The sequence below is a fragment of the Bacillus sp. G1(2015b) genome (assembly GCF_001482475.1).
Classification (GTDB): domain Bacteria; phylum Bacillota; class Bacilli; order Bacillales; family Bacillaceae; genus Bacillus; species Bacillus safensis.
This window is the reverse complement of sequence record NZ_LKIC01000001.1, coordinates 285,174-311,381: the sequence shown is the minus strand read 5'-3', so window position 1 is coordinate 311,381 and position 26,208 is coordinate 285,174. Positions and strand designations below refer to the sequence as shown.

Here is a 26,208-nt window from a genome sequence, read left to right as displayed (position 1 = left end):
CCTTTTTCTTACCACTTTGCCTCTTTGACAAATTGATAGAAAAGCTGATGTAATTTCTGTTCAATGTGTTCCTTTGTCCCTTGTCCATAAAGCGCCATGCTTTCTTCACTTTCAATGATGGATGAACTGATCAGACTAAACATTTCTGACCCTTCCTTGCCAAGCTCTTGCGGCGCCAGCATCATGAGCATTCGTGACATCTGCTGCTGCCCGCCATCCATGCTTTTAACCTCGTATGCTTGATCAAGATCATAAATATGAAAGATTGGTTCCTTGATGAATGCATGCTTTAAATGATAAAGAGCAAATTCAGTACCAGGTATGCCTAAGCCGCCTTGCTGTTCACGTTCCAAAAGGCCGCTCGCTACATCATCCGCATGTGTGATAAGCCCTTCCTCTTCAAGCTGACGAAGCAGCTGCCTGATGGTTTCATCATGCTTCGGCATCGTCTTTCTTTTTTCAATGGTAAAACGGGACAGGATGCTGCGAATCACAAACATATAATTCGTCACCTGCTCTGCAACCGTCATCATATTAACGGTTTCTTGCACCAATTCTTTAGGAGATTCTTTTGTTCTTTTTTTCTCGATGATATAAGGAATCTTCCGTTTAATATGAGCCTTCACACGCATGGCATCATCCTCGTTTAGGAGGGGACTGACCATAATGTAATCGATATGCTCATATGGTATCGGAACGGTCGAAACAATCATGTCATAGCTCGATGCATCGATTTCCTTTAGCTCTATCAAGGAGGATAGATCGAATTTGGCGATCTCCGGCAATTCTTTTTTCAACCGGGAGGCGAGCATTTTTGAGGAACCGATTCCGCTTGAGCAAACAACAAGCGCATGAATTTTTGTTTCTTCTTTTTTGATTTCAAGCACTGAGCCAAAGTGAAGCACAATAAAGGCAATTTCATCCTCTGGAAATTCAATCTCAGGAAAGAAGCGCTCGACTCCTTCTTCAATCGCCATAAACAGCAAAAAGTAGTCTTTTTTAATTTGTTGTGTGAGCGGATTATAGATTCTCATCTTTTCCTTTAGACGGTTCATGGCAGGTTCGAGATGAGATACGAGTCCCTCATACAATGAATCATTTTCATTAAGATGATAGCCGGTTTTATTTGAAATAAAATCAATGAGCTTTTTCGTTCTCAGCGCGATATCCAGCTCGATTTCATCAATACGGTATTCTGCCCCAAAGCTGCGATTTGCACTGCGAAGGTGGATGGTCATATATCCGACCTCCGCTTCAGGGATCTCCACATTAAACATGCGTTCAAGCGCTCTTGCCATTCGGAGTGATGATTCAAACTCCTTCGTCCGCTTTAATTCCAGCAGCTCTTCCTCTTCCATTCGAATGGTTTCCCCAAGCTGAATACGTTCAATAGCATAGGTTAAGTGAACAACAAGTGCGATATAGGCACTATCAGATAAGGAAAGTGACAGCCGATCCTTCAAATGAAAGAGCAGTCTTTCTACCTTGAGCAGCTGACCTCTGCTGACAACGCCAAACACCTTTTCCGTTGCTTTCGTTCGATGTTTGATATTCATTTCAATCGTTTCTAAAAACAATTGAATGTCGAGCCGGTCAACAATGAGATTGCCGACAATTTTCCGTTTTGCTTCCTCCGGCCCTTTTAATTCAATGCCGTACCCGCGCTTGCGGATAAGCTGCAAACCGTATGGAGCAATCCACTCCGTCAGTTCATCTAAATCATAGCTGATCGTCGCATTTGTTACCTGCAAGTCAGCTGCGAGTGTGTATAATTTCACCGGTTCCTTCGCTTCAAGCAGCGCACATAGGATTAAGAGCTTTCGTTCATCCGAGCTATATTCAATTTGATCCTCACTTGACATATGAGCAAGAAGCCGCTGTTTATCCTCCTGTTCGCCAACTGCCTTTAAGCCTTTTCCCGGCTGTTTATCTAATGAAAGATGATAATCTTTCAAAATTGGTTTAATAGATTTTAGTTCTCTATGGATCGTTCTTGTACTCACCTGAACAGAATCGGCTATCTCACGAATGGTGACATAACGATTTTGCTGAATGATGTATTTAATGACTTTCTGTTCTCGTGCCGTTATGTACATGAAATGCCTCCTTCTGTATAAATAGGTCTATTGTCACACCTTAATATAAAACGCTTTCAACGAGCGATGCAATCTTAAGTTGATCTGAATTTGGCACAGCGGCTGTGACAAAATATAAACAAGGGATCATTAGACACTCCTCCAAAATGACGGTCCATAATCCTTTTGATGAAATTGTACCTTTTGTTCATGAAAAGGCAGTGAACCCCCGGCTTTTAAAGAATAAGTCGGATTGTACACTGGAGAGCCAAAGCAATAATCGATTGTGCCTTCTTCCGGACGGAACATGACGGTTCGCATCGTTCCAAACAGCTCTTCATAATTGTGCACAGTTAGACCATCAGGATATTCTGTCTGGAACAGCTTCACAAGAGAATCATTTGATCGTTGTTCTTTTAAAGCCTCCATTAACATATCGTATCTGACAATAGAATGATGTTTGGTCATCCCTTTTGCTGTTTGATCAGCTACCGGATGATTCGTTGCGGCAATATAACCTGTCTCCGGTCTTCTCACCCTTTTTTGACCATCGATGATTTCAATCACAGCCGCCTCTCCTTTTCGATCCGCAAGCATGATATGAACATTTGAAGCAACGGGCATTTCCTGGATTGAGTGAATGGCTTCCTCGACCGTTTGACAGGATTCCAGAACAGAGCGAATCACATGATACACCTGCAAACCGGCGACTGCTGGAGGCTTTAAACCGGGTTCATTGCCAACCGGCGGACCGCAAGCGGAGAAAGTCACAGCAAGACCATGCTCATTCATTCCATCAGATCTGCCAAACAAGAGCAGCGACGAACCTGTATGACATGCCAAGCCTTTCACATGTGTCGTCACAAGACGCATATCATCAAAAATCGGGGAGAAATCATAGTTACGAAGCATGACCGTTTGTTGACCGGCTGCCATATTCCCCTGCCTCACACAATGGGAACAGCCTGGCTGAAGATGTGATGAATAGAAAAAGGTCAAATAACGCTCATCTAATTGCATTTCATCACAAAACCCAGCAATCTCTTCATCTAATTGAGGAAGAAAAGGACGGATCAGCTGCTTCGTTTCCTTCACAGCCTGTTGTGTTACCGGTTCTGTTCGAATATATTGTGTCTGCAGTTGCTGGTTCTCCTTCAACCAGAGAGCCTGCTGTTTTCCTACTTCATACGCCGTTCCTGTCATCTTTTGAAAAAACGCATTGATCTCCTCCATGCCTGCACACCTCTTTCGCCTTCGTTTCTTTTATCATATCGAAACCGTCATTTATTGAAAAGGATGAAAAAAACTGCAATCCCACCGGATTACAGCTGTTTACAGTATTGTTGATACAATGCTTCTGCCATTGCATCATACCCCTTAGGATTCGGGTGAAATTGATCAATCGATAAGTAAGCTCTTTCATGCCCTTCAAACGCTTTGTATACATCCACAACTTCTACATGTGGATTCGCAGCAAGCAAACGAAGTTGTTGATTATATTGCTGAAGCCACCGCCCGGCTATTGGTATTTGTGGAAAAGGATTATATAAATTCATGAGATATACGCAATAGGGCTCATGCTGCCCTCTTTTGATCTGAGCAATTTCTTGAATCATCTTGCTAAAATTCGCCTGGCAATGCATGACCGCTTGCAGCAGTTTCTTTTCATCTTCACCTTCTTCATACTGCTGAACAGTTTGAACAAGGTCATTTCCACAGCCTGTAATGGTGATGATGTCAGCAGCTGCAATGGCACATCTCACCTCAGACCGTTTAAAGAGCTGTAAAATCTCATCGGTCGTTAACCCTGACTTTGCAAATACAGACAGCTCGACCGGTGCATGCGTCTTTTTTTCAAGCAGCCATCGAAACCGCTGAGTAAATCCTCCGCCAAATAAACGTGCCCCCACCCCAACTGTTAAGGAATCTCCAATCGCAACATAGGATCGTCCCACTCTTATCCCTCACTCTCTCCTGCCTTCTCTTATATATACGAATTTGGAGAACAGATGCTTGTAGCAGATGACTTAGGGGCATCCATCTTTTTTTGAGCTGGAGCGCCTTTACAAACTCTTTACTTGCGGTATTGAACGATTTTTTGTTCAATAAGAGTAGGTTTTTTGCGCTGAAATCTGCGTGTTTATGCGTTCCAGAAAAATTTACAAACTTTTTATCTTGATTTCGAGACTTTATATCTTGACTTCAAACTACAATGTGATTACAATGAAAATATCAGTTTTTATGTAACTGTGCTTGTTACATCTTTTTCATAGCATTCCAATATGATTAAAGATGCCACATATTCAGCGTACCTTTGGGATACGCTAAAAAAATAACCGAAACAGAAAGGATTGAATGAACATGGCAAAAGTTTTATACATCACTGCACATCCGCATGATGAAACAGTTTCTTACAGTATGGCTACTGCTAAGGCATTTATCGAATCTTATAAGGAAGCAAACCCAAGTGACGAGGTTGTACATATCGATTTGTACAAAGAAAACATTCCTCACATTGATGCAGATGTATTTGCTGGCTGGGGCAAACTTCAATCTGGTGCTGGCTTCGATACACTTTCAGCTGAAGAGCAAGCAAAAGTTGCTCGCCTAAACGAATTAAGTGATCAATTCGTTTCTGCTGACAAATATGTATTTGTTTCACCACTTTGGAACTTCTCATTCCCACCAGTTCTTAAAGCATACATCGACTCTGTTGCTGTAGCTGGTAAAACATTCAAATACACTGAGCAAGGTCCTGTTGGTTTATTAACAGACAAAAAAGCTCTTCACATCCAAGCACGTGGTGGATACTACACTGAAGGTCCTGCTGCTGAACTTGAAGCAGGTCACCGTTACCTTGGTACAATTGCGAACTTCTTCGGAATTCCTTCTTTCGAAGGTCTTATCGTTGAAGGTCACAATGCTGAGCCTGCGAAAGCAGAGCAAATTAAAGCAGATGCAATCGAACGTGCAAAAGCTTTAGGAAAAACTTTCTAATAACTGCACGCGAAAAAGCCAATGATCTTGACGGTCATTGGCTTTTTATTTGTTCGGATGAAAAGCCTAATTCTCTCGAAATATCACTGGCGGCTTTTTTCACCTGTTGAATTAAGTAAGGCAGGCGTTCTTTTTGATAGCCCGCTTCAAATCCTGCAATGCTAATACCTGCTGCCACTTCCCCCAGATGATTGAAAATAGGAGCTCCAATGGCCGCTGTATAGTTTTCAAGCTCAGAATAACTTAACGTATATCCCCGCGCATTTGATTCTTCCAGCATGTTTCTTAGAACCTCTTTGTCTGTAATAGTCCCAATTCCGATCTTCCCCAGCTCAATTGAGTCAATATAGGCAAGTCTTTCGCTCTCTGGCAAAAAGGAAAGAATACTTCTCGCACAGGCACCCGCATATAGGGGGGAACGTCTACCGACGGCGGTGTAGAGACGAACAGGCTGCGTACCTTCTATCTTTTCCACGTAAATGGCTTCGTCACCCTCGCGAACAATGAGCTGTACAGCTTCTCCTACTTCATCACGTAAGCTTTCCATAAATGGTCTCGCAATCCTCCGAATATCAAGACGGTCCGCCACAAGCTGACCATATTCAAGGAACATCAAGCCTAATCGATAAGCACCTGTTTCTTGCTTTTCTAACAGCCCCATATCGGCTAAAGAGGTCGCCATGCGATGGACAGATGTTTTCGGCATACCGGAAAGCTCGATCATTTCATTTAATGTTAATTGATCGTGAGCGATAAACAGCCGCAAAATCTCCATAGATTTCACAACCGTTTTATTTGTGTTTTGCATCTTCTTCACCTTTTCTAAACGAGAATGCTTCCAGCTTGATTCTTGCGGTAAGCTCTCTCAGTTCTGCTTCTTGCTTAAATAATGCCTGCTCTGCATCCCGACGATCTATTTGTTCAAAATACAGCTTTGCCCCAGGCATCGCCTGTGCAATAAGCGGCAAATCTACAGTCGCTACTTCTCCAATACGCGGGTATCCGCCTGTCGTTTGCCGATCTGCCAGCAGAATAATCGGCTGACCATCGGGAGGAATTTGAATGGATCCAAAGGCGACCGCTTCTGAGATCAATTCCAGCTTTTCTTTTAAATGAACCGGCTCCCCCTTCAGCCGGCAGCCCATACGATCTGATTGGGGTGTGACCTGATAAGGCTGCTCAAAAAATGCGGTTTGAGATGTTTCTTGAAAATGAGAAAGATGCCTCCCTGCCAGCACACGAATCACTGGCGATTTCCGCAGCGGCAAAAAATAATCGTGACTCACTGTCCAATCTGGTGCGCCGTATCCCGACTGATTCACTTTATATTTTAGCCTATCAAACAAATGATCCGCTACGAGAGACGGCTCTCCAATGGGTAGAACGTCGCCTTTTTCAAGAGGACGCCCTTTCAGTCCACCGATCCCTGCTCTTACATAGGTGCTTTTGCTCTGCATGACTGGCTCTACATCAAATCCACCTGCCACAGCAAGGTAAACGCGGCAGCCTCTCTTACAAAGACCAAAGGTGATCGTGCTTCCTGATCGGACAAAGAGCGGCTTCCATAAAGGTGCCCGCTCTCCGTCAATATCAATCTCTACATCAGCACCAGTGACTGCAATGAGCTGATCCTTCTCACATGTGAGCACAGGACCCGGCCCCATCAACGTGACTTCCAGCACGGCTTCGTTTTCTTGGTTGCCAGTGAGAATGTTGGCGATTCTAAGTGAGAGCGGGTCCATGCCGCCGCTCGTTAAGACGCCATACTTTTGATAGCCTTGCCGCCCTTTATCTTGAATGGTTGTGTACATCCCTGGCTTGATGACATGAATACTCAACGTTCTGCCTCCTTCATGCTGAAAAATTCCTTTTCAGACATTTGGACAAATCTGACCTCGTCCCCTGCTTTCAATAGACTCGGAATTTCCTCGTCTGGGCGAAAAAGCGGCAGCGGGGTTTGTCCAATGAGCTGCCAGCCCCCGGGTGTGGAAATTGGATAAACGCCTGTCTGCTTTCCTGCAATACCAACAGAGCCTTTTGGAATGGACATCCTTGGTGTTTCTCTGCGTGGTGCCGCGATCTTTTCAGACAGCCCGCCTAAAAACGGAAACCCGGGGGCAAATCCAATCATATAGACAAGATACGTCCCGGCAGTGTGAATACGTACGACTTCCTCTGGCGTTAAACCATTGATACGGGCAACCTCTTCTAAATCAGGGCCCAGCGCTCCTCCGTAACAGACTGGAATGTCCACAATGCGGCGCTTTACCTGAACTCCCTCCTGCCATTTGTCTTCAAGAAGTTGTTCAATATAGCCTTTGACCCATTCGTACGGAGACAGATCTTGTGTTTGAAGCTGGGCCGATTGATGAACGGTATAAGGCTCGTAAAAAACAGTCACGTTTGTAAAGGCTTGAACCGCTTCTACATAACCTTCAAATGGGTGCTGTTCAATACATGCAAACAGCTGCTCAACACGTGCATGAATCTCTTCATGTATGTCAGCTCCAGCTTGGATGACGATCGCTGCATCTCCCAGCGGGTGGTAGGTGATGGAATCTTTTATTGTTGAAAAAGCCACTTGAGGACACCTCTCTTTCTACAGTACACCGAGCTTTTGATCTCTTCGATCTGTGATGAACATATGCCCAGGTGCATGAGTGATCGCAATGTCGGGTTTTGTATGCATGACAATGGCTTGCGGCGTCACACCACATGCCCAAAACACCGGGACTTCTCCTTCTTTGATCACAGATGGTTCTCCAAAGTCAGGCTGGTTCACATCGGAAATACCAATCACCGCTGGGTCCCCTATATGGATCGGGCCGCCATGGACTGATGGAAATCGAGATGTCACTTGAACACTTCTTGTGACCTGATGCGCCGGAATGGGTCTCATGCTGACCACCATTGGGCCATGAAAGACTCCTGCTTTTTCACAAGCTATATTCGTTTGATACATGGGTACGTTATGACCGTCTTCAATATGGCGGACAGGGATGTCATTCAGCATAAGCGCGTGCTCAAACGTAAAACTGCATCCAATGAGAAAGGCAACCATATCATCCTCCCAATAAGCAGAGATATCTGTAACCTCTTCTTCAAGAATCCCTTTTCGGTAAATACGGTACTTAGGAAAGTCCGTACGAATATCCGCTTGAGGCGCCGACCGTCTTGGCACTGGATCACCCGGGTCCAGTACATCAAGCAAGGGACATGCAGCTGGATTCCGCTGACAAAATAAAAGAAAATCAAAGGCAAGTTCCTTTTTGACAATCATTAAATTGGCTTGAGCAAACCCCTCAGCAAAGCCAGCCGTTGGTCCTGTGATCTTTTTTTCGCGAATCAATTCTCTAATTTGTGAAGGTTCATATGTTTGGTAAGTATTCATCTGAATCAGCTCCATAGTTTCGGGATTTCATTGATGATGGTATAACCGCCCATTATCGCCATGATGACCACAACAAATGCACCTGACACCGTCAAAAAGAAAGGATGGCGATAATTTCCGACAATGTCTTTCTTATAAGCCGCAACAAGTAATGTGCCAAGGGCGAGCGGCAAAATCAATGCATTGATCGCTCCAACTAATATCAAGATGTTCACAGGTCTTCCGATCGTGATAAAACAAAGGGTTGAAAGAGCAATAAAACCAATGATAATGCCACGCTGGTTTTGCTCAATTTTTGGCGAGAAGGTTTTGAAGAAAGAAACAGATGTGTATGCTGCTCCAATGACGGATGTAATCGCCGCAGCCCACATAATAATCCCGAACATTTTATATCCGATATTTCCTGAAGCTAATTGAAAAACAGAGGCAGGCGGGTTGGATGGATCTATCTGCAAGCCTTTTGAAACAACTCCTAATGTGGCAAGAAAGAGTGCTACACGCATGACAGAAGTAATTAAGACACCGAAAATAGAGCTTTTCGTCACTTGCGGCAGTGCTTCCTTCCCCTTAATACCTGCATCCAGCAAGCGATGCCCACCAGCAAAGACGATATAGCCGCCTACTGTTCCGCCCACAAGTGTCACAATGGATAAAATATCAATCTTCTCTGGGACAAATGTTCTCACCGCCGCTTCTCCAATTGGCGGCGCTGTTGAAATCGCCACATACAGCATCAGGCCAATCATGACAAAGCCTGCTGCCTGTGTGAAACGGTCCATCGCTTTCCCAGCCTCTTTAATTACAAAGATGAGAATGGCAATCACAGCACTGATCCCTGCGCCAATTCGCGGATCGACACCGAAGATCACTTGAAAACCAAGACCAGCCCCAGCGATATTTCCGATGTTAAAGGCAAGTCCCCCAATGACAATCAAAAAGGCGAGCACATACCCGAGACCCGGGAGCACCATATTTGCAATATCCTGACCTCGTTTTTCTGACACGGCAATGATGCGCCATACATTTGTTTGTGCAAAAATATCTAATAAAATTGAGATCAAAATGACAAATCCAAAGCTAGCCGCAAGTTGCTGTGTGAAGACGGTCGTTTGTGTTAAAAATCCCGGTCCAATCGCGGACGTCGCCATTAAAAAGGCAGCGCCCATCAGCATAGACCGATTCCCCTTTGGTGCCTTCACGTGTTTGACTTTCTCTGTTTTCATGCTGTTTCCCCCTTTGATGACGATTTTTATTGAAAGGCCTTGAGATGAATGCCGGCTTCTTTTAGCTTCGCTGTAATGGTTTTTGCAAATTGAAGCGCATGGCTGCCGTCTCCGTGAATGCAGACCGTATCTGCTTTGAGCTCGATATCTTCCCCTTGAACTGTACGAACCTTGCCTTCTCGCACCATACGAACAACCTGCTGGACGGCACGTTCATCCTCTTCAATGAGTGCATGTGGTTCGCGGCGCGATGTCAGCGTCCCGTCTGTTTGATACGTCCGATCAGAAAAAACTTCATGAGCCACTTGCAGACCTATCCGTTCACCTGCTAACGCAAGTTCACTCCCTGACAGACCAAATAACACAAGGTTTGGATCCACATCATACACAGCCTTCGCAATTGATTCAGATAATTCAGTATTTTCAGCCGCCATGTTGTAGAGGGCGCCGTGTGGTTTGACATGCTGCATTGTGCCGCCCTCGGCCTTGAGAAAGGCTGATAGCGCACCAATTTGATAGATGACAAGATCATAAGCTTCCTCTGCGGAGATAGCCATTGGACGTCTGCCAAAGCCGGCCAAATCTTGCAAACCAGGATGTGCACCAATTTTGACCCCTTTACCCAGTGCCATTCTGACTGTCTTTCTCATAACCGTTGGATCTCCTGCATGAAAACCGCAAGCAATGTTGGCTGAGGTGACATATTCTAAGATTTGTTCGTCTGCACCGATTGTGTATTGACCAAAGCTTTCTCCCAAATCACAGTTGATATCCACTTGATACATAGAAACCCTCCTTGTTGTTCCGAAATACGGAATATAAAGTCCGAATATTCGAATTTATACTGATTATACCAACTTTGCATAGACTGCACATGAAATTGGCAGAAAACATAACAATAGAACTAGAGAAAACAAAAAAAGCGAGAGGCAAAGTCCTCTCACTTTTTCTTGTATGAAATGCATTCTATTTAGACAGCACCCAATGTTGGATAGCTTTTGCAACGCCATGTTCTGTATTAGGAGCTGTAATCCAATCAGCGGCCTCTTTCACCACTTCCTGCGCATTTCCCATGGCAATGCCTAATCCGGCCTCTTGAATCATCGCCATATCATTGAGACTGTCGCCAAGTGACATGACGTTATCCATCGTACAGCCAATGCGTTCTGCTACTTTTGCAAGAGCTGCCGCTTTGTTAATGCCGGCTGCATTGACTTCGATATTCGTTGGACTTGAGTTTGTGATTTCTAGATGCTTATTTGTTTTCAATGTATTGAGGACTTCCTCACGAACTTCATCATCATGAATATCAAAGCCAAATTTCAGCCATTCATGGTCATGAATTCGTTCTGGGAATTCACCTCTCCACACCTTATCCACAGTCGAAGCCCAGTAATCGGTTTCGTACCTATTTTTTAAATCCCACATCATTTGGACGTGATCAGGATGCAGCAGATCTCGTTCGATCAGCTGGAAGTTTGAATCCCAGATCTCACTTCCGTTTGCTGTCACAAGGTAAGAAGATAACTTGAGCGGCTCAACCAGCTCTCGGCATGTCATCAGTGTCCGTCCTGTGCTAATGACTACATGGACCCCTTTTGCTTCAGCTTCTTTAATCGCTTGTTTATTTTCCTCTGGAATGATGTGCTCACTGTTTAACAGCGTACCATCCATATCAATGGCAATCAATCGGATGTCTTTCTTATGAGCTTGTGTTGACAAATTGAGTACCCCACTTTGTATCGATTTTTGAAACTATCTTTATTTTAATATAAAGATGAAGCTGGCACAAAGGGACGAGTTTGATCCCATAGAAAAAAGACCTTGTGACAGGTCTTTTCACAGGTGCTTAGCGTTCACACGCAATGCCGTCTTTATCGCGGTCAAGCCGCATATTTTTTTGATAAAGTGCTTTTGATACATAAGGCTTGTACTTTGTTTTTCCGCCTTTGTTTTTCGTGTTTTTGCTTTTTGCTACGCCGCCTTTATATACTTTGTTCAGCGCTTTGCAGTTTTTGTAAGACTTGACCGTTTTTGCATCTGCTGTGTGGGTGTCAACTTGTGTAAAGCTTAGTAAAAGACCTAAAGACAAGACAGCTACCATGATTTTTTTCAACATGTAAAATCCCCCTATTTTTTCTAATTTTACATTTTTATCATATGTCACCACTTTTTGTTTTTCAAGACTATTGAGCTAATTATTTTGATTTTTTTGGTATGAAATACACCTTATATCCTATATGGTACAATGAGTGGGAAACCTTTCCGTTTTTGACACGTATATGAAGAGAGGAGTTTTTCACATGAAAATGAAATATACCATTCTATATGTAAACGATGTTGAGGCAAGTATTCATTTCTATCAACATGTTCTTGGTTTCCCAATAAAATTGAGGGTTGAATCTTATGTTGAGTTTGACACTGGAGACGTGACGTTATCGATTAATTCACGCCAGGATGTCAAAGAGGCACTCGGATTGCCTGTCCCAGAAGCAAATCAAGCGTCTCAAACGTTTGAGATTGGCTTTGTTGTGGATGATGTGGATCAAACAATTGCTTCAATGAAAGATAAAGGGGTTCCGATCATCAAGGAACCTGCAAAAAAACCATGGGGTCAAACAGTCGCTTATGTGTCTGATCCTGATGGTCATTTCATTGAAATATGTGATGCGATCTCCTAATTGTTTTTGAAGGGAGTGAACCAAAATGAGAAAAAAACATGTTTTTTTCGTCGGTGTTTGCTCAATGATTGTGATTTGCAGCGCCGCTATCCTGTTGCAGCACCTTGAATGGATTGGGTTTATCAGTGGCGGAATCTCTATTATTGGGGTCGTGATGTCTGGGGTGCTAATGGGTGCTTGGACAAGTGGAGAAGAGACACGAGCAGCCTATCATTCTGAAACAAAAGAACACCGCTTGTGGCGCCTTGATACGGCTTTTCTTTTGATCATTTTTGCACTTCCGCACATGGCTGCGTCGGTCTTTTATGTTTTGATGTAAACACTTGTTAAAAGGAGTTAGTCGTATGGCTGTTTTTATTTTATTCATTGTATTTGGCTTCCCCATTATCTCTGTGCTGATTGGTATTTTCGGTACGCTCCTTTTGAAGAATGTTTGGATGCCTACTTTGATTGTGCTGTTAGCGAGCATGATCTTCATGTTCACCTATATTGGCGGGAATGAATCTTTTCTCATTTGGGTTATTGTCTATACCGTCTTTACATTCTTTGCTGGATGGATTACAAAGCGGCTCAAGTAAAAAAGAACAGCATCGCTGTTCTTTTTTTAAATCATATATCCGCACACCATAGTTCAATTTCAATTTTTAGCTCAGGCCATCCTAAAGCTGATACATACGCAACCGTCATTGATGGGTAAGCTGTTTTGAAAATCGTATCCCACTGAGGATATAGATGATCCCAGTCTATTTCTTCTGTTGCCCATATATTGACCTTGATCACATGTTCTTCATTCAATCCCTCTGATTCAAGGATTTTTTTGATATTTTCAAACGTATTCGTTACTTGGTCGTTTAAGCTTGATGGGATCTGCCCATCTATATCTGTCCCTACCTGACCCGATGTAACAAATAATCCCGCACCCTTTGGCACCCTTGTAATATGACTGTAGTTACCAACAGGTTTCGGCATACTTTCTGGGTTTTTTCTCGTGATTTTTTCCATGTTATGTCCCTCACTCACGTTTATTTTTCTGCTAGTTTCTTCGTTTTGTAGACAGACTTCACCAATTTCTATCTACCTTCAAAGAAAACAGCAGTAGAGTATCCATAGCCACAAGGTAAGAACATCAATATCTTCTTTTTCATGACTGAAACACTCCTTTTGTTTGCGTGAGCAAGGTTTTGATTAACTTCATAGTACCACATAGTCAAAATGAATTATAGACGATAACGCGCAATGTCCTGATTCAACCGCATGCTAAGTTCATTGAGTCTTTCTGCTGCTTTTGCCACATTAGAGATGGCTGTCACTTGTTCGTCTGTGGATGCAGTGATTTCTTCGATCGCCGCTGCGTTTTCTTGAGAAACATGTGCTGCGCCGTGCATGGCTTTTGTGATAAGGTCGTTTTGCTCCAGCAGTGTATTCAGCTCTTTTGCCATCGCGTTTGTTTCAACGATGGTTTGTGAAATCAATGTAGAGATGGCATTGAATTCGTGTTCTGTTGCATGCACCGCTTCATCCAGCTCGGCAAAACGATCCATTGTGTTAGACATGATACCAGCTGTTGTTGTCGTTTCTTCTTTAATGCCTTGGATCATTTGCTGAATTTGAACGGCTGATTGTTTTGTCTGCTCAGCTAAATTCCGCACTTCACTCGCCACAACTGAGAAGCCTTTGCCGTGCTCTCCTGCACGTGCTGCTTCAATGCTGGCATTCAGTGCCAGTAAATTGGTCTCATTTGAAATGCTTTCAATCGTATCTGTGATTTGAGAAATATCCTGTACTTTTGTACTTAACTGCTCGATTCCCGCTCTAATGCCTTGAGACGCTTGAATCGATTGTTCATTCGATTGTTTTAATTGCTGTACGATTTGCTGGCCCTGCTGTGATGATTGACTCGATTGGTCGGAAATCCGTTTAATTTGATCACTCTGTTCTTTCACATTCTCAATAGATTGATTAAACTGGGTCATTTGTTGATTGGCTACTTCAAGATCAGATGCTTGATGAAGTGTTCCAGTCGAAATGTCTCCGATGGCTCGTCCAATTTCTTCACTGCTGGCTGAGGTTTCTTCAGATATCGCCGATAAATCTGTCGCTGATTCCACAAGCTGACTGCTCGTTTCCTGTAAACCGCTCACCAGTGTTCTAAGCTCTCCTGACATATGGTTAAAGCCTTTTGCCAGCTGTCCGATTTCATCCGTTGTTTCCTTTAAGCTCGTGCGTTCAATATTCCCCGCTGCAATTTCCTTTGAAGCAGCAGTGACTTGCTTGAGCAATCTGACTTTTCCTCTGGCAGCTAAATAAAAGACGCCTAAACTCAGAAGGGCGACACCCGCTGTAATGAGAATAATATAGAGCTTCATCTGCTCTAATTCTTTATAAAATTCGTCCTGGAAGACAGCGATGCCTACACTCCAATTCCACGGTGTAAACTGGCTCATATAGGCAAGCTTTTCCTTTTCTTCGCCGGTTGCATCGTCCTTATCCATATAGGTCACATAGTGTGCATCCTCATCTTTTGCATTGGCGCCAGCGACCATTTTTTGACGATTGGTCGTGTTATCTGGAATGACACCGATGTCGTTGACCGGATGGACCTGGGTTGAGTAGTCAGTGCCATATGCGATCAGATAGCCTTTATTTTTATACATAAAGTCTGATTTTTGAGATTGGTATCCCTTCCCGTTGTCATTTTTGGGTCCGCTCAAGTAAAGGCGGGCCTGTTCTTGCGCCTGCTCAAGCGTCAGTTCTTTTTTCTCCACACGGTCATTCAATTGTTCAAGTGTGGCCATTGCTCCGCTGACGATGTGCTTTAAATCTGCTTTCCCTGCATCAATTAATACATGTTTCGCTAACAAATATCCCGTAGTTCCAACAAGTCCGCCCGTTAAAATCGTGATCACGATAATGGCAGACATTAATTGAAAAAAGACACTTCTTGACGCAAACGCTTTCTTTTTCATAAACAAATTCCCCCTTATTTTATATATCGTCAAGCTGGGGAAAGTATTAAAAAAAGTCATAGAAGAAAATCCCTTTCGCACGTTGGAAAGGGATGTTCAAATTATCGAGTTGCTTCTTTAAGAATGGCTTGATAAAGATCGTCTGTTGGCGAGAGTCCACATACCTCTTCCAGCACACCTTCAATGCCTTTTTCTTTTCGTAATGCCTGCAGACGAACAGCTTCTTCATCTTCAGTAAAGTCGTAAGCCAAAGCTGCCACGATGCCTTTAACTAAATACTGTGGCTGTTTGATCTTTTTCGCTGGACCGATTAAACGGTCATCTGCTCCGAGCTTTCTAAGTGGAGAGCGTGCGACACGCGTGACTTCGTCAGAGATAAAGGCATTTTCAAATCGTTTGATGATTTTTTGAATATACGCATCATGTTCTTCTTTTTGAAAGCCATATGTGTCGATTAAATAACTGCCTGTTTCGTGAAGTGCACCTTCGACCACTTGACGAATCTCTTGTGTATCGACAGCTTCTTTAATCGTTTGCACACCTTTCTCGTACCCGACATAAGCAGCTAGTGCATGTCCTGTGTTGACAGTAAAGAGTTTACGTTCAATAAATGGCGTCAAATCTTGTACAAAGGTCGCTCCGTCAATTTGAGGAACGTCTCCAATAAAGCCTGTCTCATCAATCACCCACTCGAAAAATGGCTCGACTGATACTTTCAATATGTCCTCATGATGCTGAATTGGGACAATGCGATCAACCGCAGCGTTTGGAAAACCTACTGTTTGTGACAGCGCTTCTTGTTCATCAGCTGTTAAATGAGAGACAACGGCTTTCTTTAAATGAGAGCTGCCGCCAATCATATTTTCACATGCCACAATGTTGATGATATGATCAGGCTTTTTCTGTTTTAAACCTTCAGCAATCGACGAAGCAATGATGTTCAAAACGGCTGGTCCAACAGCTGTTGTAATGAGATCAGCTGTTGCAATCGCCTCTATTAAAGCAGCTGGATCTTTTGCGGAATTGATGGCTGACACAGGACCGACTACTTCTTGCTGCTGCCCTGGTGCTGCGAGTTCAACCGTGTATTCTCCTTTTTCATTCAGCTCGTTGATGACCGCTTCATTTACATCGGTAAAAACGAGCTCAAAGCCTGATGCTTTTAACAAAGATCCGATAAACCCTCTGCCAATATTTCCTGCTCCAAAATGAAGTGCCTTCATGTTAGTTCACCTCGTTAAAGATGGCGATCAGTTCATCCTGATCCTTTGCATGAATGATACGCTCTACGTTTTCTTCTTCTGAACACACAATCGCAATTTGAGAAAGAATATCGAGATGCTCATTGTTTTTACCAGCGATGCCAAATACGACTTTGGCAATATTTCCTTCGCCGTATTCAACGCCGTCTGGAATTTGGATAATGGAAATCCCTGAATGAAGGACAGCCGCTTTCGCATCCTCTGTTCCATGAGGAATAGCAATTCCGTTGCCCATAAATGTAGAAGAAATATTTTCTCTTTCAAACATTTTGTCCACATAATCACTTGTGACATAACCGTTTGCCACTAAGACTTCTCCTGCTTTTTTAATGGCTTCTTCTTTAGAGCCCGCTTGTTCGTTTAGAAAAATATTGTCTTTTGAAAGTACTTGTTTCATGAAAGATCACACACCTTTTTTAGAATGAAAATCAGAAAACAACCAAAACGGGGAGTTCAATTAGAAAAATTGGACTCAACCCGTTTCGTCATGTTATTTTTTTAATTTCTCAATCAGCTCATCGTATTTCGGACTGTTTAAGAAATTATCAACTGAAATATGCACAGCTCCTGGCAGTTTTGCCTTCGCTCTATCTGTTAAATCTTTATGAGTAAAGACCACATCGGCATCATCTGGGATGTTGCTGATGGATGTATTTGTCACATCAATATCAAGTTCTGCCTTTTTGACTTTATTCTTTAAAACGGATGCGCCCATCGCACTTGAGCCCATTCCTGCATCACAGGCAAAGATGATTTTGTTCACGTCATCTGGATTGATTTCATCTGGAGATGCTGCTTGCTCGCTTGCTTCAGCACCTTCTTTTTGTGCTGTAAGAGCAGCAGCTGCTGCACTTTTCTTGCCTTTCATGTCTTGCATTTTTTCTGTTGCTGCTGTTAAGTCTTCATCCACTGCTTTAGACGCTTTCAAAATGACAGAAGCGACAAGGAATGATACGACCGCTGCCACGACAACACCTGCTAGAACGGCAAGATGGCCGCCTTTTGGTGACATGAGCATAAGAGCGATGATACTTCCTGGTGACGGTACAGCCTTTAGGCCCGCATTTAACAGTGTAAAAGTTAAAACGCCGCTTGCTCCCCCAGCAATTACCGCTAAAATGAGCTTTGGCTTCATTAAGATGTATGGGAAGTAAATCTCATGGATTCCCCCTAAGAATTGAATGACAATCGCACCCGGTGCAGACTGCTTTGCTGTCCCTCTTCCAAAGAACATGTAGGCCAGAAGGACACCGAGACCTGGTCCTGGGTTAGTTTCAAGCAAGAACAGAACGGACTGTCCTGTCTTCGCCGCTTGCTCCACCCCTAATGGACCTAAAATTCCTTGGTTAATTGCATTGTTTAAGAACAATACTTTTGCTGGTTCAATGAAGATACTTGCCAGCGGAAGTAAATGTGCATTGACAATGATATCTACACCTGCCGCAAGGGCTTTATTCAGACCTAGTACCACTGGGCCGATGGCGTAGAAAGCAATGGCGACTAAAATGGCACCTAGAATACCTGCACTAAAATTATTAATCAACATTTCAAAACCTGATCTGATTCGGTCTTTAAACAGCTGGTCGATTTTCTTAATGAGATACCCGCCAAGCGGTCCCATGATCATCGCACCTAAAAACATTGGGATGTCCGAACCGACAATAACCCCGATCGTAGCAGTTGCACCGAGTACCCCGCCTCGATGGTCATATACGAGCTTCCCGCCTGTGTAACCGATTAAGAGCGGCAGCAAGTAGTTGATCATTGGACCAACGAGTGTATTTAATTGTTCATTTGGAAAATAACCACTTGGAATGAACAATGCGGTGATGAGTCCCCAAGCGATAAACGCTCCAATATTCGGCATGATCATACCGCTTAAATAGCTTCCAAAGCGCTGTACTTTTACGCGAAATCCGCTTTTTTCCTGCATCTATGAAAACTCCTTTCTTCTCTCCCTTTATTTAGGGCTTTATAGGTCAAAAGATATAAGAACAAGATTCAGTGAAGCCCTTATGCCTATCGTAAAACGCTTTCACTTTCTCTTCAATTGAAACTAAATGTCACTTTGTCACATAGTGTGTGACAAAATTGAAAAATGATGTGAAATCACCCTCAGACCTCAATACAATACGAGTGAAAAGGTTGATCTGCCGTTGTTTTGAAGCAAAATTCATGGGAATTTCACAACTTTCAAATGGTCTCTTCTTGTTTCCTCTTCTTAAATCGAATAGTCTTATAATTGATCAAACCTATTCAATTAAGAAATGTCTGCGCAGACATGACACAGAAAAAGTGAACCATCTTGCTGTTTGTTTCGTTTACCTTTTAGAGAGGGCGGTACAATAGGAAGAGCGGTTTTTTCTGTGACTCACAATTTACTGCCGCTTTCTTTCTGATACATGAGACATTTTCATAGGTAGAAAGGCGGTTATTCACCTTGTTTAAAAATAGTCAGTGGCTTCTGCTTCTTATGGTCATGTTCGCTTTTTTCATTCCAAAGGAAGCATTTGCTCATGCATATGTCGTGAGCTCGAACCCAGCGGCAAATGAAGAGCTGGATCAGCAGCCCCCTTCAGTCTCGATCACATTTAGTGAAGGAATTGAAAGCGGGTTTCATGCCATTAAGGTGCTAAATGCAAAAGGTGATCGTGTGGATAAAGGAGATACGGTCATTAAAGATCAAAAGATCATGGAAGCGGCTTTAAAAAAGAATTTACCTAAAGGGATTTACACCATTCAGTGGAATGCGGTATCAGCGGATGGACACTCTGTCTCTGGCATGATTCCGTTTAGTATTGGAAAAGCGGCTGGCGGTTTTGACCAATTAGAGCAAGGTCAGACGGATGAATCCATTGATGTGGCTTCAACTATTGATAAAGCCTTTCTTTATACGTCATTCAGCTTATTCCTTGGCACCATTTTGTTTGGACTGCTTTGGTTTAAGACTGCGATTTCACCTGTATTGGCGAAACGAATGAAGCGGATTTTGACATTGTCATTAATCATGATGGGTGGAGCACTTGTGTTCCAGCTGCCGATTCAGACAAAGTCAGCGGCAGACGTGTCCTTTTTTGGGGCATTTCAGCCTTCGCTTTTACAAGAAACGATTGCGTCCACTTCTGGCGGTAGTCTGTGGATGATGCTTATGGCGTCATTTGTACTTCTCACCATCTGGACAATTGTGGCGGTGAGAAAAGGGGACTTCTCTTCTTTTCGTGTTTGGCTGTTTCCACTGCTTCTCTTCACAGTGCTGCTTTGGTTGAAAGCACAAATCGGACATCCAGCCGCAACAGACAATAAAATACTCACAACATCACTTGATTTCATCCATCTCGTCTCTGCTTCGATTTGGGTTGGTGGTTTAACAGCCATTGTCCTTCTATTGATGAAGAAACTGCCAAATGAAGATGAGCCGCTCATACGGAATACGCTCGCAGCATTTCATCCTTGGGCACTGCTCTCTGTTGGACTTATTGTGTTTTCAGGATTTGTGAATGCCATCTTTATTTTGCAATCGTTTGACGCTCTTTTCCAATCAGCATACGGACGCACCTTTTTAATCAAGCTTGGTTTATTTATCATCATGGGCCTGCTTGGACTTATGCATTACTTGATGCTGAGATGGGAAAAAAAGCAGAAACGCAGCTTTTCCTTACGAGCTGAATGGATGATCGGGATCGCCATTTTGTTATTAACGGCTGTCTTTACTAATATTCCGAGCCCTCCTCCGCCTGCACCTGAGCCTTTCTTTGGCGCAAATCAGGTCGAGCATCGTGACATTGTGTCCTTGAGCATTACCCCGAATGCCCCGGGGAAAAACTCATTCGAAGTGGCATTTACAAAGAAGAATGGTGAAACGATGACTGATATTCAATCTGTGACAGCCAAGATTCATAAGGTGGCTTTATTCGGTGATGAGACACCAAGTGAATTTCAGCTGAAACGATTAAAAAACGGTCATTTCTCTGCTGAAAATCTCTTATTAAATGAAAAAGGCACATGGAAAATTGAAATCCATGCGTTAACTGGTTCTTTTGAGAATATCGATACCACCTTTATTAGAAGAAACTAAAAGGAGTTCATCACATATGAAAAAATACGTTAAAGCTTTATTACCAATGCTTCTCGCTTCATTTTTATTGGCGATTCCTGTGAGTGCGCACGTAACAGTCAAGCCTGATACGTCTGCGACAAATGCTTGGGAGACCTATACATTAAAGGTTCCTTCTGAAAGTGACAGTCCAACGACTAAGGTTGTCGTGACAATTCCTAAAGGCGTAGAATTCCAGCAATATGAGCCTGTACCTGGCTGGAAAACGTCAACTGAAGAGAAAGATGGCAAGGTGACAAGAGTGACTTGGGAAGCAACCGGTAAAGGTGTGCTTGCTGGACAATTTCAGCAATTCGTTTTTGTAGCGAAAAACCCTGAAAAAGCTGGTGAAGCTGCATGGGATGCGTATCAATATTATAAGGATGGAACGGTCGTTGAATGGACTGGCGATAAAGATGCTGATAAACCTCATTCCATCACAAACATTGTCGCATCTAATACCGTAACGGATTCACACGGTCAAGAAAAACCAAAAGAAGAGAAGGCCTCTGAAACAGCCTCTGCTTCTTCCTCACCACTTGTCCTTGGTCTGTCCATTGCTGCTCTAGTCGTGGCGCTGATTGCACTTGGACTTGCTTTTAGAAAAAAATAAAAGCTGTATGAGCGATCGTTTTCTTAGAAACGATCGCTTTTTCTTCCTTTACACATTTAAAATCAATTATTTTCCATTTTCCCAACTTGTTATTACCAATATAGGATTGAATAGGATAAAGCCGCATGCCATAATGAGACAGATGACCACATAGGAGGCTATGAGATGAACCATGTAATCATTTTTGCTCATCCCCAGCAAAGCTTAAATCAAACCTTATTAGATCTTGTTGTGAGCACTCTATTGAACAATGGTCATAAAGTGACTGTTCGTGATGTCTATGCGCTAGGTTTTCCGCCAGAGCTCACCATTGCAGAAAAGGCTGCGATCAAATGCGGTGATGTCCCGATCGACATTCAAAGAGAGCAGAAGCTGATTCAGCAAGCGGATGTGCTGACGTTTATTTTTCCAATATGGTGGACAGGCTTGCCAGCTATGCTAAAGGGCTATGTAGAGCGCGTCTTTTCTGAGGGCTTTGCTTATCAGAAGAATGAGCATGGAGTGATTGAAAATTTACTTCGGCACAAAAAAGGGGTCATTATCAACACGCACGATGCCCCGAGGAATTTTCTTGATTCCAATATGAGCTTCTCCTCCTCTCATCACATGACAACGGATACAGAAGTCTTTAATCTTATTGGGGTTCAGCCTGTCGAACGGCTTTTGTTCAGCAGTATGGAACAGGCATCTGCAGATTACATACATGAAATTCTGAAAGAAACGAAAGAAACGGTGGACCAGCTTTTCCCGCCGGCTGTATAACATAAAAAAGACTGCTGGGATTCCTCAGACAGTCTTTTTCAAGTTTATTCGTCTAAACCAATTGATACATATTTTGTTTCTAAATATGGTTCGATTCCTTCGATTCCGCCTTCTCGCCCTATTCCGCTCTCTTTCATACCGCCAAAAGGTGCTTGGACAGCTGATGGACCGCCATCATTCCAGCCAATAATTCCATAATCGAGATGTTCAGAAATATAGAGCCCGTTCCGATAATTTTCTGTAAAGAAATAAGCGGCAAGGCCAAAGGGTGTATCGTTGGCTAATTCAATTGCCTCATCTAATGTTTTGAATGTCGTAATCGGCGCCACTGGACCAAAGGTCTCTTCATGCATAATGTTCATTGAAGTGTCCACATGTGTAAGAACCGTTGGCTGAACAAAATAATATGATTTGTCATTGTCGAAATGCGTATCGCCGCCAACAAGAACTTTCGCCCCTTTATCCACTGCATCTTGAATTTGACCGACAATTTTATCAAAGCCGCGCTTGTTGATAATTGGACCGATAGATGTGCCTTCTTCAAAGCCATTTCCCACTTTCAGCTTTTCTACTTCTTTGCTGAACCTTTGCGCAAATGCTTCATGAATGTCTTCATGCACAATTAAGCGGTTGGCACAGACACAGGTTTGTCCTGCATTCCGGAACTTAGATGCCACTGCTTGTTTGACAGCTAGTTCAAGATTTGCGTCCTTGTCTACGATAAGCGGGGCATGGCCGCCAAGCTCCATTGATACATGTTTGACTGTGCTGGCACTGTTTTTGATCAAATGCTTTCCGACGGGTGTTGAGCCTGTAAACGTGATTTTTCGAATCAATGGACTATCTGTGAAGATTTCACCCACTTCTTTGCCATCTCCGACAACCCATTGCAATGCATCCTCTGGAATACCAGCTTCATGACCTAATTTTACTAGTTCAATAGCTGTCAGCGGTGTATCTTCAGCAGGTTTGACAATAAACGTACAGCCTGCTGCAAGCGCTGGGGCTGCCTTTCTCGTAATCATCGCCGCAGGGAAATTCCACGGAGTAATGGCAGCAACAGGACCAACTGGCTGTTTTGTGACGAAAAGGCGTTTGCTTGTCGTATGTGATGGGATGGTTCTTCCATAGATTCGCTTTGCTTCCTCCGCGTACCATTCAATATAACCAGCCGCATAGACGATTTCCCCTAATGCTTCTTGATACGGCTTCCCGTTTTCTTCTGTAATAATTTTCGCAAGCCTTTCTTTATGTTCAATCATCAGATCAAACCACTTGCGAATGATATTGGCACGCTCATGCGCTGATGTTTTGGCCCATGCTTTGAATGCTTTGTGTGAGCGGGAAATTGCGTCTTCGATCTGTTCTTTTGTATGCTGAGCAACTGAAGCAACTTCTTCTCCTGTTGCAGGATTATACACTTTGAGTTCGTTTGTCATGCTCTACCGTCTCCTTCGTTCTTGGATTCATTACATATAGTATATACCCAATGAGTACCCAACCTAAAAGCAAAATCCATTCAGCTGGCCATGATAAGGAGGCCGGCATTCCTGGAAAGTAAAATGCAAGAAAAAGAAGACTCAGTCCAATGGCTAGAACGCCTGTCGTCCGCCAATATTTAATGCGGTATGGACGCTCAAGCTCGGGTTCTATTTTGCGAAGTCTCATAAAGGCGATGGACACAATTAAGTACCCAACGATGATTCCGACACCGCCCGCATTCACAATCCACACGAGGGCAGGACGGCCTAATAATGGAGCAAAAAAGGCCAATGCCCCAAGAAACAAAATCGCATTTGTCGGTGTTTTATACTTTGGATGAATATACGCAAACCATTTGGAAATCATGCCTCTTTCCGCCATGGCATATAGAATACGGCTTGCCCCGATGATAAAAGCGTTCCAGCTTGTCACAATCCCTGCTACACCGCCAATAACCAGCACTGTTCCAAATGCTTGATGACCGAGAAGCTGAACCATGGCATCTGCTGTCGCTAATGAAGAGGCTTCAAGCTGTCCTTTTGACATTCCAGCAGCTACCCCAAAGACAATAAGCAGATAAAAAACGACCGCGCTTACGATAGAAATAATCAAAATTCTCCCAATGATTTTCTTTGGTGCATGAATTTCCGCTGCTACTTGTGGAATGACATCAAACCCAACGAATAAAAAGGGAATCATGACTAATACCGCCATGAGACCGCCAACCCCGCCTTGAAACATCGGCTCAAGGTTTGCAAAATCTCCATTAAATGTTGCGCCGCCTAAAAGGAGAAAACCTGTCAGAATAATTGCCACAGTGAACACGGACTGGAAAATGGCGGCAGGCTTAGCCCCAATGTAATTCAGTGCTGTTAAAAACAATGCACCGCCAGATCCAATCAATACCCACGTGAAATACACGTCCCATCCACCAATATTCCATAGAAAGCCAGCATGCTTTGTTGGAATCACATAATCAATGACGGTCGGCAAGGCAACAGCTTCAAACGTAATCACGGACACATAACCAAACAATACGCCCCATGCTGAGACGAACGCTGCTTTCATCCCAAATGCCCGATGGACAAAAACGAGCCCTCCTCCTGTCTCTGGAATTGCAGATGAAAGCTCGGCATACGTGAGTCCAATAAAGATCACGAGAATGCCTCCTATCACAAAGGCAATCACACTGCCTAAAAAGCCAGCTGTTAAAATCCAATCTCCCGAAAGTACAACCCAGCCCCAGCCAAGCATTGCACCAATGGACAAAAACAGTACGTCAGACTGCGACATGGTTTTTGCCATTTGTTGTTTTTGCATACAACCATCCCCCTTTGTTGTTTAGCGTGCTTTGAAGGCGTCCTCGATGATCCCTAGTCCTTCGTGAAGCAGCTCATCTGTGATGACAAGTGGTGTTAAAAAGCGAATGATATTCCCATTAATCCCTGCCGTTAAAAGAAGCAGCCCGTGCTCATTTGCATATGCTGCAATCGCTGCGGCTCTTTTCTTATCTGGTGTACGTGTTGTTTGATCTTCCACAATTTCAATCGCCGCCATTGCCCCTAATCGGCGGACTTCCCCAATGAACGGATACTTTGTTCTCCAATCATTTGCTTTGTCCTCAATGACTTGTCCAATGTGTTCAGATCGTTGATTCAATTGTTCTGTTTCAATGATATCAAGAACAGCCAGTGCTGCTACACAGCCTAACGGACTTCCTGCATATGTTCCCCCGAGCTCCCCTGGATCTGCCGCATCAAGCATTTCTTTTCTGCCAACGACACCACTAAGCGGCAACCCCGCAGCAAGAGATTTTGACACAGTAATTAAGTCCGGCACCACATCAAAGTGCTCAATCGCAAAGTATTTCCCTGTTCTCGCAAATCCGGTTTGGATTTCATCTGCAACAAAGACAATCCCGTGCTGCTGACAGAATGATGCAACATGTTGAACGAAACGCTTCGATGGCACAATGAATCCGCCCTCCCCTTGGACTGGTTCCATGACCACACAAGCAACGGTTTCTGGTGCAACAGCTGCGACGAAGAATTGATTGAATTGATCAATGATGTACTCATCGTACGCGGCATCGCTTAATCCTTCAGGCTTTTGATAGTAATAAGGGTACGGTGCTTGGTACACCTCAGATGCGAATGGTCCGAAGCCAAATTTATATGGCTTGACCTTGCTCGTCATGCTCATTGTCATATTCGTTCTGCCGTGAAAACCTCTTGTAAACGACACAACGGCCTGTCTTTTCGTATATTTACGTGCAATTTTCACAGCATTTTCAACAGCTTCTGCACCCGAATTAAGGAAAATGGCTTTCTTATCATGGTCTCCAGGTGTGAGGCGGCAAAGCTTCTCTGCCAATTCGATATACGATTCGTACATCATCACGTTAAAACCTGGATGAATCAGGCTCTCTGCCTGTGCTTTGACCGCTTCCACCACCTTTGGATGTGAATGTCCTACGTTTAATGTGCCAATGGCGCCTGCAAAATCGATAAATCGCTTCCCATCAATATCGAACAGCTCGGCTCCTTTCCCCTTCGCTGCAAGATGACGGTTGCCATTACTCACGCCTCTTGCGACGTATTGATCTCTTTTCCCCTGCCATTCTTCAGTTGAAAAACGGTTTGTTGTCGTTTGACTCATTGTCA

General features: G+C 43.6%; 26 protein-coding genes. 7 read left to right on the top strand and 19 right to left on the bottom strand.

What is annotated here, in order from left to right; genetic code table 11:
- Positions 1-8 precede the first annotated feature (8 nt).
- The 3 genes from AMR95_RS01335 to AMR95_RS01325 all read right to left on the bottom strand — a co-directional run bounded on the left by AMR95_RS01335 (position 9) and on the right by AMR95_RS01325 (position 4,030).
- Positions 9-2,096: a BglG family transcription antiterminator gene (locus AMR95_RS01335; RefSeq protein ID WP_058837347.1), complete on the bottom strand. Its 2,088-nt coding sequence runs from the start codon at positions 2,094-2,096 to the stop codon at positions 9-11.
- A 129-nt stretch (positions 2,097-2,225) separates the two neighbouring features.
- Complete coding sequence (locus tag AMR95_RS01330) at positions 2,226-3,308, bottom strand: C45 family autoproteolytic acyltransferase/hydolase (protein ID WP_058837346.1); 1,083 nt, start codon at positions 3,306-3,308, stop codon at positions 2,226-2,228.
- An 89-nt stretch (positions 3,309-3,397) separates the two neighbouring features.
- A complete protein-coding gene (locus AMR95_RS01325) occupies positions 3,398-4,030 on the bottom strand; it encodes a GDSL-type esterase/lipase family protein (protein WP_058837345.1) in 633 nt (210 codons plus the stop codon).
- A gap of 406 nt (positions 4,031-4,436) precedes the next feature.
- Here AMR95_RS01325 and AMR95_RS01320 point away from each other — a divergent pair, with 406 nt between their 5' ends.
- Positions 4,437-5,072 (top strand): FMN-dependent NADH-azoreductase, encoded by a 636-nt coding sequence (locus AMR95_RS01320; protein ID WP_024720223.1) that lies wholly within the window; start codon positions 4,437-4,439, stop codon positions 5,070-5,072.
- A gap of 34 nt (positions 5,073-5,106) precedes the next feature.
- Here AMR95_RS01320 and AMR95_RS01315 read toward each other — a convergent pair whose 3' ends face one another.
- The 8 genes from AMR95_RS01315 to AMR95_RS01280 all read right to left on the bottom strand — a co-directional run bounded on the left by AMR95_RS01315 (position 5,107) and on the right by AMR95_RS01280 (position 11,805).
- A complete protein-coding gene (locus AMR95_RS01315; RefSeq protein WP_058837344.1) occupies positions 5,107-5,880 on the bottom strand; it encodes an IclR family transcriptional regulator in 774 nt (257 codons plus the stop codon).
- Positions 5,864-6,910, bottom strand: coding sequence for a biotin-dependent carboxyltransferase family protein (locus tag AMR95_RS01310; RefSeq protein WP_058837343.1), 1,047 nt, complete (start codon positions 6,908-6,910; stop codon positions 5,864-5,866). Before AMR95_RS01310 ends, AMR95_RS01315 begins: the two co-directional genes overlap by 17 nt.
- Positions 6,907-7,653, bottom strand: a complete 747-nt coding sequence (gene pxpB, locus AMR95_RS01305) for a 5-oxoprolinase subunit PxpB (protein ID WP_058837342.1) — start codon at positions 7,651-7,653, stop codon at positions 6,907-6,909. Before pxpB ends, AMR95_RS01310 begins: the two co-directional genes overlap by 4 nt.
- 18 nt (positions 7,654-7,671) lie before the next feature.
- Positions 7,672-8,463 carry a putative hydro-lyase gene (locus tag AMR95_RS01300; RefSeq protein ID WP_058837341.1) on the bottom strand — a complete coding sequence of 264 codons (792 nt, stop codon included), beginning with the start codon at positions 8,461-8,463 and terminating at the stop codon, positions 7,672-7,674.
- 5 nt (positions 8,464-8,468) lie between these two features.
- Complete coding sequence (locus AMR95_RS01295) at positions 8,469-9,686, bottom strand: NRAMP family divalent metal transporter (RefSeq protein WP_058837340.1); 1,218 nt, start codon at positions 9,684-9,686, stop codon at positions 8,469-8,471.
- Positions 9,687-9,712: 26 nt separating this feature from the next.
- Complete coding sequence (locus tag AMR95_RS01290; protein ID WP_058837339.1) at positions 9,713-10,471, bottom strand: LamB/YcsF family protein; 759 nt, start codon at positions 10,469-10,471, stop codon at positions 9,713-9,715.
- A 181-nt stretch (positions 10,472-10,652) separates the two neighbouring features.
- On the bottom strand, positions 10,653-11,408 hold the full coding sequence (locus AMR95_RS01285; protein ID WP_082672183.1) for a Cof-type HAD-IIB family hydrolase: 756 nt from the start codon (positions 11,406-11,408) through the stop codon (positions 10,653-10,655).
- A 127-nt stretch (positions 11,409-11,535) separates the two neighbouring features.
- Entirely contained in the window at positions 11,536-11,805 is a 270-nt protein-coding gene (locus AMR95_RS01280) for an excalibur calcium-binding domain-containing protein (protein ID WP_080769491.1), read from the bottom strand.
- A 184-nt stretch (positions 11,806-11,989) separates the two neighbouring features.
- Here AMR95_RS01280 and AMR95_RS01275 point away from each other — a divergent pair, with 184 nt between their 5' ends.
- From AMR95_RS01275 to AMR95_RS01265, 3 genes are read left to right on the top strand one after another with little or no spacing between them, the layout of a single operon-like run.
- Entirely contained in the window at positions 11,990-12,367 is a 378-nt protein-coding gene (locus tag AMR95_RS01275) for a VOC family protein (protein ID WP_041089114.1), read from the top strand.
- A gap of 25 nt (positions 12,368-12,392) precedes the next feature.
- Positions 12,393-12,686 carry a DUF5316 family protein gene (locus AMR95_RS01270; protein WP_058837338.1) on the top strand — a complete coding sequence of 98 codons (294 nt, stop codon included), beginning with the start codon at positions 12,393-12,395 and terminating at the stop codon, positions 12,684-12,686.
- 25 nt (positions 12,687-12,711) lie between these two features.
- Complete coding sequence (locus AMR95_RS01265) at positions 12,712-12,945, top strand: DUF2651 family protein (RefSeq protein WP_039176568.1); 234 nt, start codon at positions 12,712-12,714, stop codon at positions 12,943-12,945.
- Positions 12,946-12,976: 31 nt separating this feature from the next.
- Here AMR95_RS01265 and AMR95_RS01260 read toward each other — a convergent pair whose 3' ends face one another.
- From AMR95_RS01260 to AMR95_RS01240, 5 genes are all read right to left on the bottom strand, one after another.
- On the bottom strand, positions 12,977-13,369 hold the full coding sequence (locus AMR95_RS01260) for a RidA family protein (protein ID WP_039176565.1): 393 nt from the start codon (positions 13,367-13,369) through the stop codon (positions 12,977-12,979).
- Between the two features lie 215 nt (positions 13,370-13,584).
- Complete coding sequence (locus AMR95_RS01255; protein WP_058837337.1) at positions 13,585-15,333, bottom strand: methyl-accepting chemotaxis protein; 1,749 nt, start codon at positions 15,331-15,333, stop codon at positions 13,585-13,587.
- 101 nt (positions 15,334-15,434) lie between these two features.
- Positions 15,435-16,556, bottom strand: coding sequence for a mannitol-1-phosphate 5-dehydrogenase (locus AMR95_RS01250; RefSeq protein ID WP_058837336.1), 1,122 nt, complete (start codon positions 16,554-16,556; stop codon positions 15,435-15,437).
- Position 16,557: 1 nt separating this feature from the next.
- On the bottom strand, positions 16,558-16,992 hold the full coding sequence (locus AMR95_RS01245; RefSeq protein ID WP_012008933.1) for a PTS sugar transporter subunit IIA: 435 nt from the start codon (positions 16,990-16,992) through the stop codon (positions 16,558-16,560).
- Between the two features lie 93 nt (positions 16,993-17,085).
- Positions 17,086-18,528 (bottom strand): PTS mannitol transporter subunit IICB, encoded by a 1,443-nt coding sequence (locus AMR95_RS01240; RefSeq protein ID WP_039176553.1) that lies wholly within the window; start codon positions 18,526-18,528, stop codon positions 17,086-17,088.
- A gap of 507 nt (positions 18,529-19,035) precedes the next feature.
- Here AMR95_RS01240 and AMR95_RS01235 point away from each other — a divergent pair.
- The 3 genes from AMR95_RS01235 (at position 19,036) to AMR95_RS01225 (ending at position 22,063) form a co-directional block, all read left to right on the top strand.
- Positions 19,036-20,670: a copper resistance CopC/CopD family protein gene (locus tag AMR95_RS01235; protein ID WP_058837335.1), complete on the top strand. Its 1,635-nt coding sequence runs from the start codon at positions 19,036-19,038 to the stop codon at positions 20,668-20,670.
- Between the two features lie 16 nt (positions 20,671-20,686).
- Positions 20,687-21,301 carry a YcnI family copper-binding membrane protein gene (locus AMR95_RS01230; RefSeq protein ID WP_041089100.1) on the top strand — a complete coding sequence of 205 codons (615 nt, stop codon included), beginning with the start codon at positions 20,687-20,689 and terminating at the stop codon, positions 21,299-21,301.
- A gap of 165 nt (positions 21,302-21,466) precedes the next feature.
- Positions 21,467-22,063 carry an NAD(P)H-dependent oxidoreductase gene (locus tag AMR95_RS01225; protein WP_058837334.1) on the top strand — a complete coding sequence of 199 codons (597 nt, stop codon included), beginning with the start codon at positions 21,467-21,469 and terminating at the stop codon, positions 22,061-22,063.
- A 44-nt stretch (positions 22,064-22,107) separates the two neighbouring features.
- Here AMR95_RS01225 and AMR95_RS01220 read toward each other — a convergent pair whose 3' ends face one another.
- Genes AMR95_RS01220 through gabT form a run of 3 tightly spaced genes read right to left on the bottom strand, consistent with a single transcriptional unit; the run spans position 22,108 to position 26,203 of the window.
- Positions 22,108-23,502 carry an NAD-dependent succinate-semialdehyde dehydrogenase gene (locus tag AMR95_RS01220; protein ID WP_058837333.1) on the bottom strand — a complete coding sequence of 465 codons (1,395 nt, stop codon included), beginning with the start codon at positions 23,500-23,502 and terminating at the stop codon, positions 22,108-22,110.
- Positions 23,477-24,865: an APC family permease gene (locus tag AMR95_RS01215; protein WP_058837332.1), complete on the bottom strand. Its 1,389-nt coding sequence runs from the start codon at positions 24,863-24,865 to the stop codon at positions 23,477-23,479. The genes AMR95_RS01220 and AMR95_RS01215 overlap by 26 nt, the downstream gene beginning before the upstream one ends.
- A gap of 21 nt (positions 24,866-24,886) precedes the next feature.
- Positions 24,887-26,203: a 4-aminobutyrate--2-oxoglutarate transaminase gene (gene gabT / locus AMR95_RS01210; protein WP_058837331.1), complete on the bottom strand. Its 1,317-nt coding sequence runs from the start codon at positions 26,201-26,203 to the stop codon at positions 24,887-24,889.
- Positions 26,204-26,208: the final 5 nt, after the last annotated feature.

Coding starts and splice junctions, on each gene's coding strand:
- AMR95_RS01335 (WP_058837347.1), bottom strand. CDS start 2,096: ATGTACATAACGGCACGAGAACAGAAAGTCATTAAATACATCATTCAG.
- AMR95_RS01330 (WP_058837346.1), bottom strand. CDS start 3,308: ATGGAGGAGATCAATGCGTTTTTTCAAAAGATGACAGGAACGGCGTAT.
- AMR95_RS01320 (WP_024720223.1), top strand. CDS start 4,437: ATGGCAAAAGTTTTATACATCACTGCACATCCGCATGATGAAACAGTT.
- AMR95_RS01315 (WP_058837344.1), bottom strand. CDS start 5,880: ATGCAAAACACAAATAAAACGGTTGTGAAATCTATGGAGATTTTGCGG.
- AMR95_RS01300 (WP_058837341.1), bottom strand. CDS start 8,463: ATGAATACTTACCAAACATATGAACCTTCACAAATTAGAGAATTGATT.
- AMR95_RS01295 (WP_058837340.1), bottom strand. CDS start 9,686: ATGAAAACAGAGAAAGTCAAACACGTGAAGGCACCAAAGGGGAATCGG.
- AMR95_RS01290 (WP_058837339.1), bottom strand. CDS start 10,471: ATGTATCAAGTGGATATCAACTGTGATTTGGGAGAAAGCTTTGGTCAA.
- AMR95_RS01280 (WP_080769491.1), bottom strand. CDS start 11,805: ATGTTGAAAAAAATCATGGTAGCTGTCTTGTCTTTAGGTCTTTTACTA.
- AMR95_RS01275 (WP_041089114.1), top strand. CDS start 11,990: ATGAAAATGAAATATACCATTCTATATGTAAACGATGTTGAGGCAAGT.
- AMR95_RS01270 (WP_058837338.1), top strand. CDS start 12,393: ATGAGAAAAAAACATGTTTTTTTCGTCGGTGTTTGCTCAATGATTGTG.
- AMR95_RS01265 (WP_039176568.1), top strand. CDS start 12,712: ATGGCTGTTTTTATTTTATTCATTGTATTTGGCTTCCCCATTATCTCT.
- AMR95_RS01260 (WP_039176565.1), bottom strand. CDS start 13,369: ATGGAAAAAATCACGAGAAAAAACCCAGAAAGTATGCCGAAACCTGTT.
- AMR95_RS01255 (WP_058837337.1), bottom strand. CDS start 15,333: ATGAAAAAGAAAGCGTTTGCGTCAAGAAGTGTCTTTTTTCAATTAATG.
- AMR95_RS01250 (WP_058837336.1), bottom strand. CDS start 16,556: ATGAAGGCACTTCATTTTGGAGCAGGAAATATTGGCAGAGGGTTTATC.
- AMR95_RS01245 (WP_012008933.1), bottom strand. CDS start 16,992: ATGAAACAAGTACTTTCAAAAGACAATATTTTTCTAAACGAACAAGCG.
- AMR95_RS01240 (WP_039176553.1), bottom strand. CDS start 18,528: ATGCAGGAAAAAAGCGGATTTCGCGTAAAAGTACAGCGCTTTGGAAGC.
- AMR95_RS01230 (WP_041089100.1), top strand. CDS start 20,687: ATGAAAAAATACGTTAAAGCTTTATTACCAATGCTTCTCGCTTCATTT.
- AMR95_RS01225 (WP_058837334.1), top strand. CDS start 21,467: ATGAACCATGTAATCATTTTTGCTCATCCCCAGCAAAGCTTAAATCAA.
- AMR95_RS01220 (WP_058837333.1), bottom strand. CDS start 23,502: ATGACAAACGAACTCAAAGTGTATAATCCTGCAACAGGAGAAGAAGTT.
- AMR95_RS01215 (WP_058837332.1), bottom strand. CDS start 24,865: ATGCAAAAACAACAAATGGCAAAAACCATGTCGCAGTCTGACGTACTG.
- gabT (WP_058837331.1), bottom strand. CDS start 26,203: ATGAGTCAAACGACAACAAACCGTTTTTCAACTGAAGAATGGCAGGGG.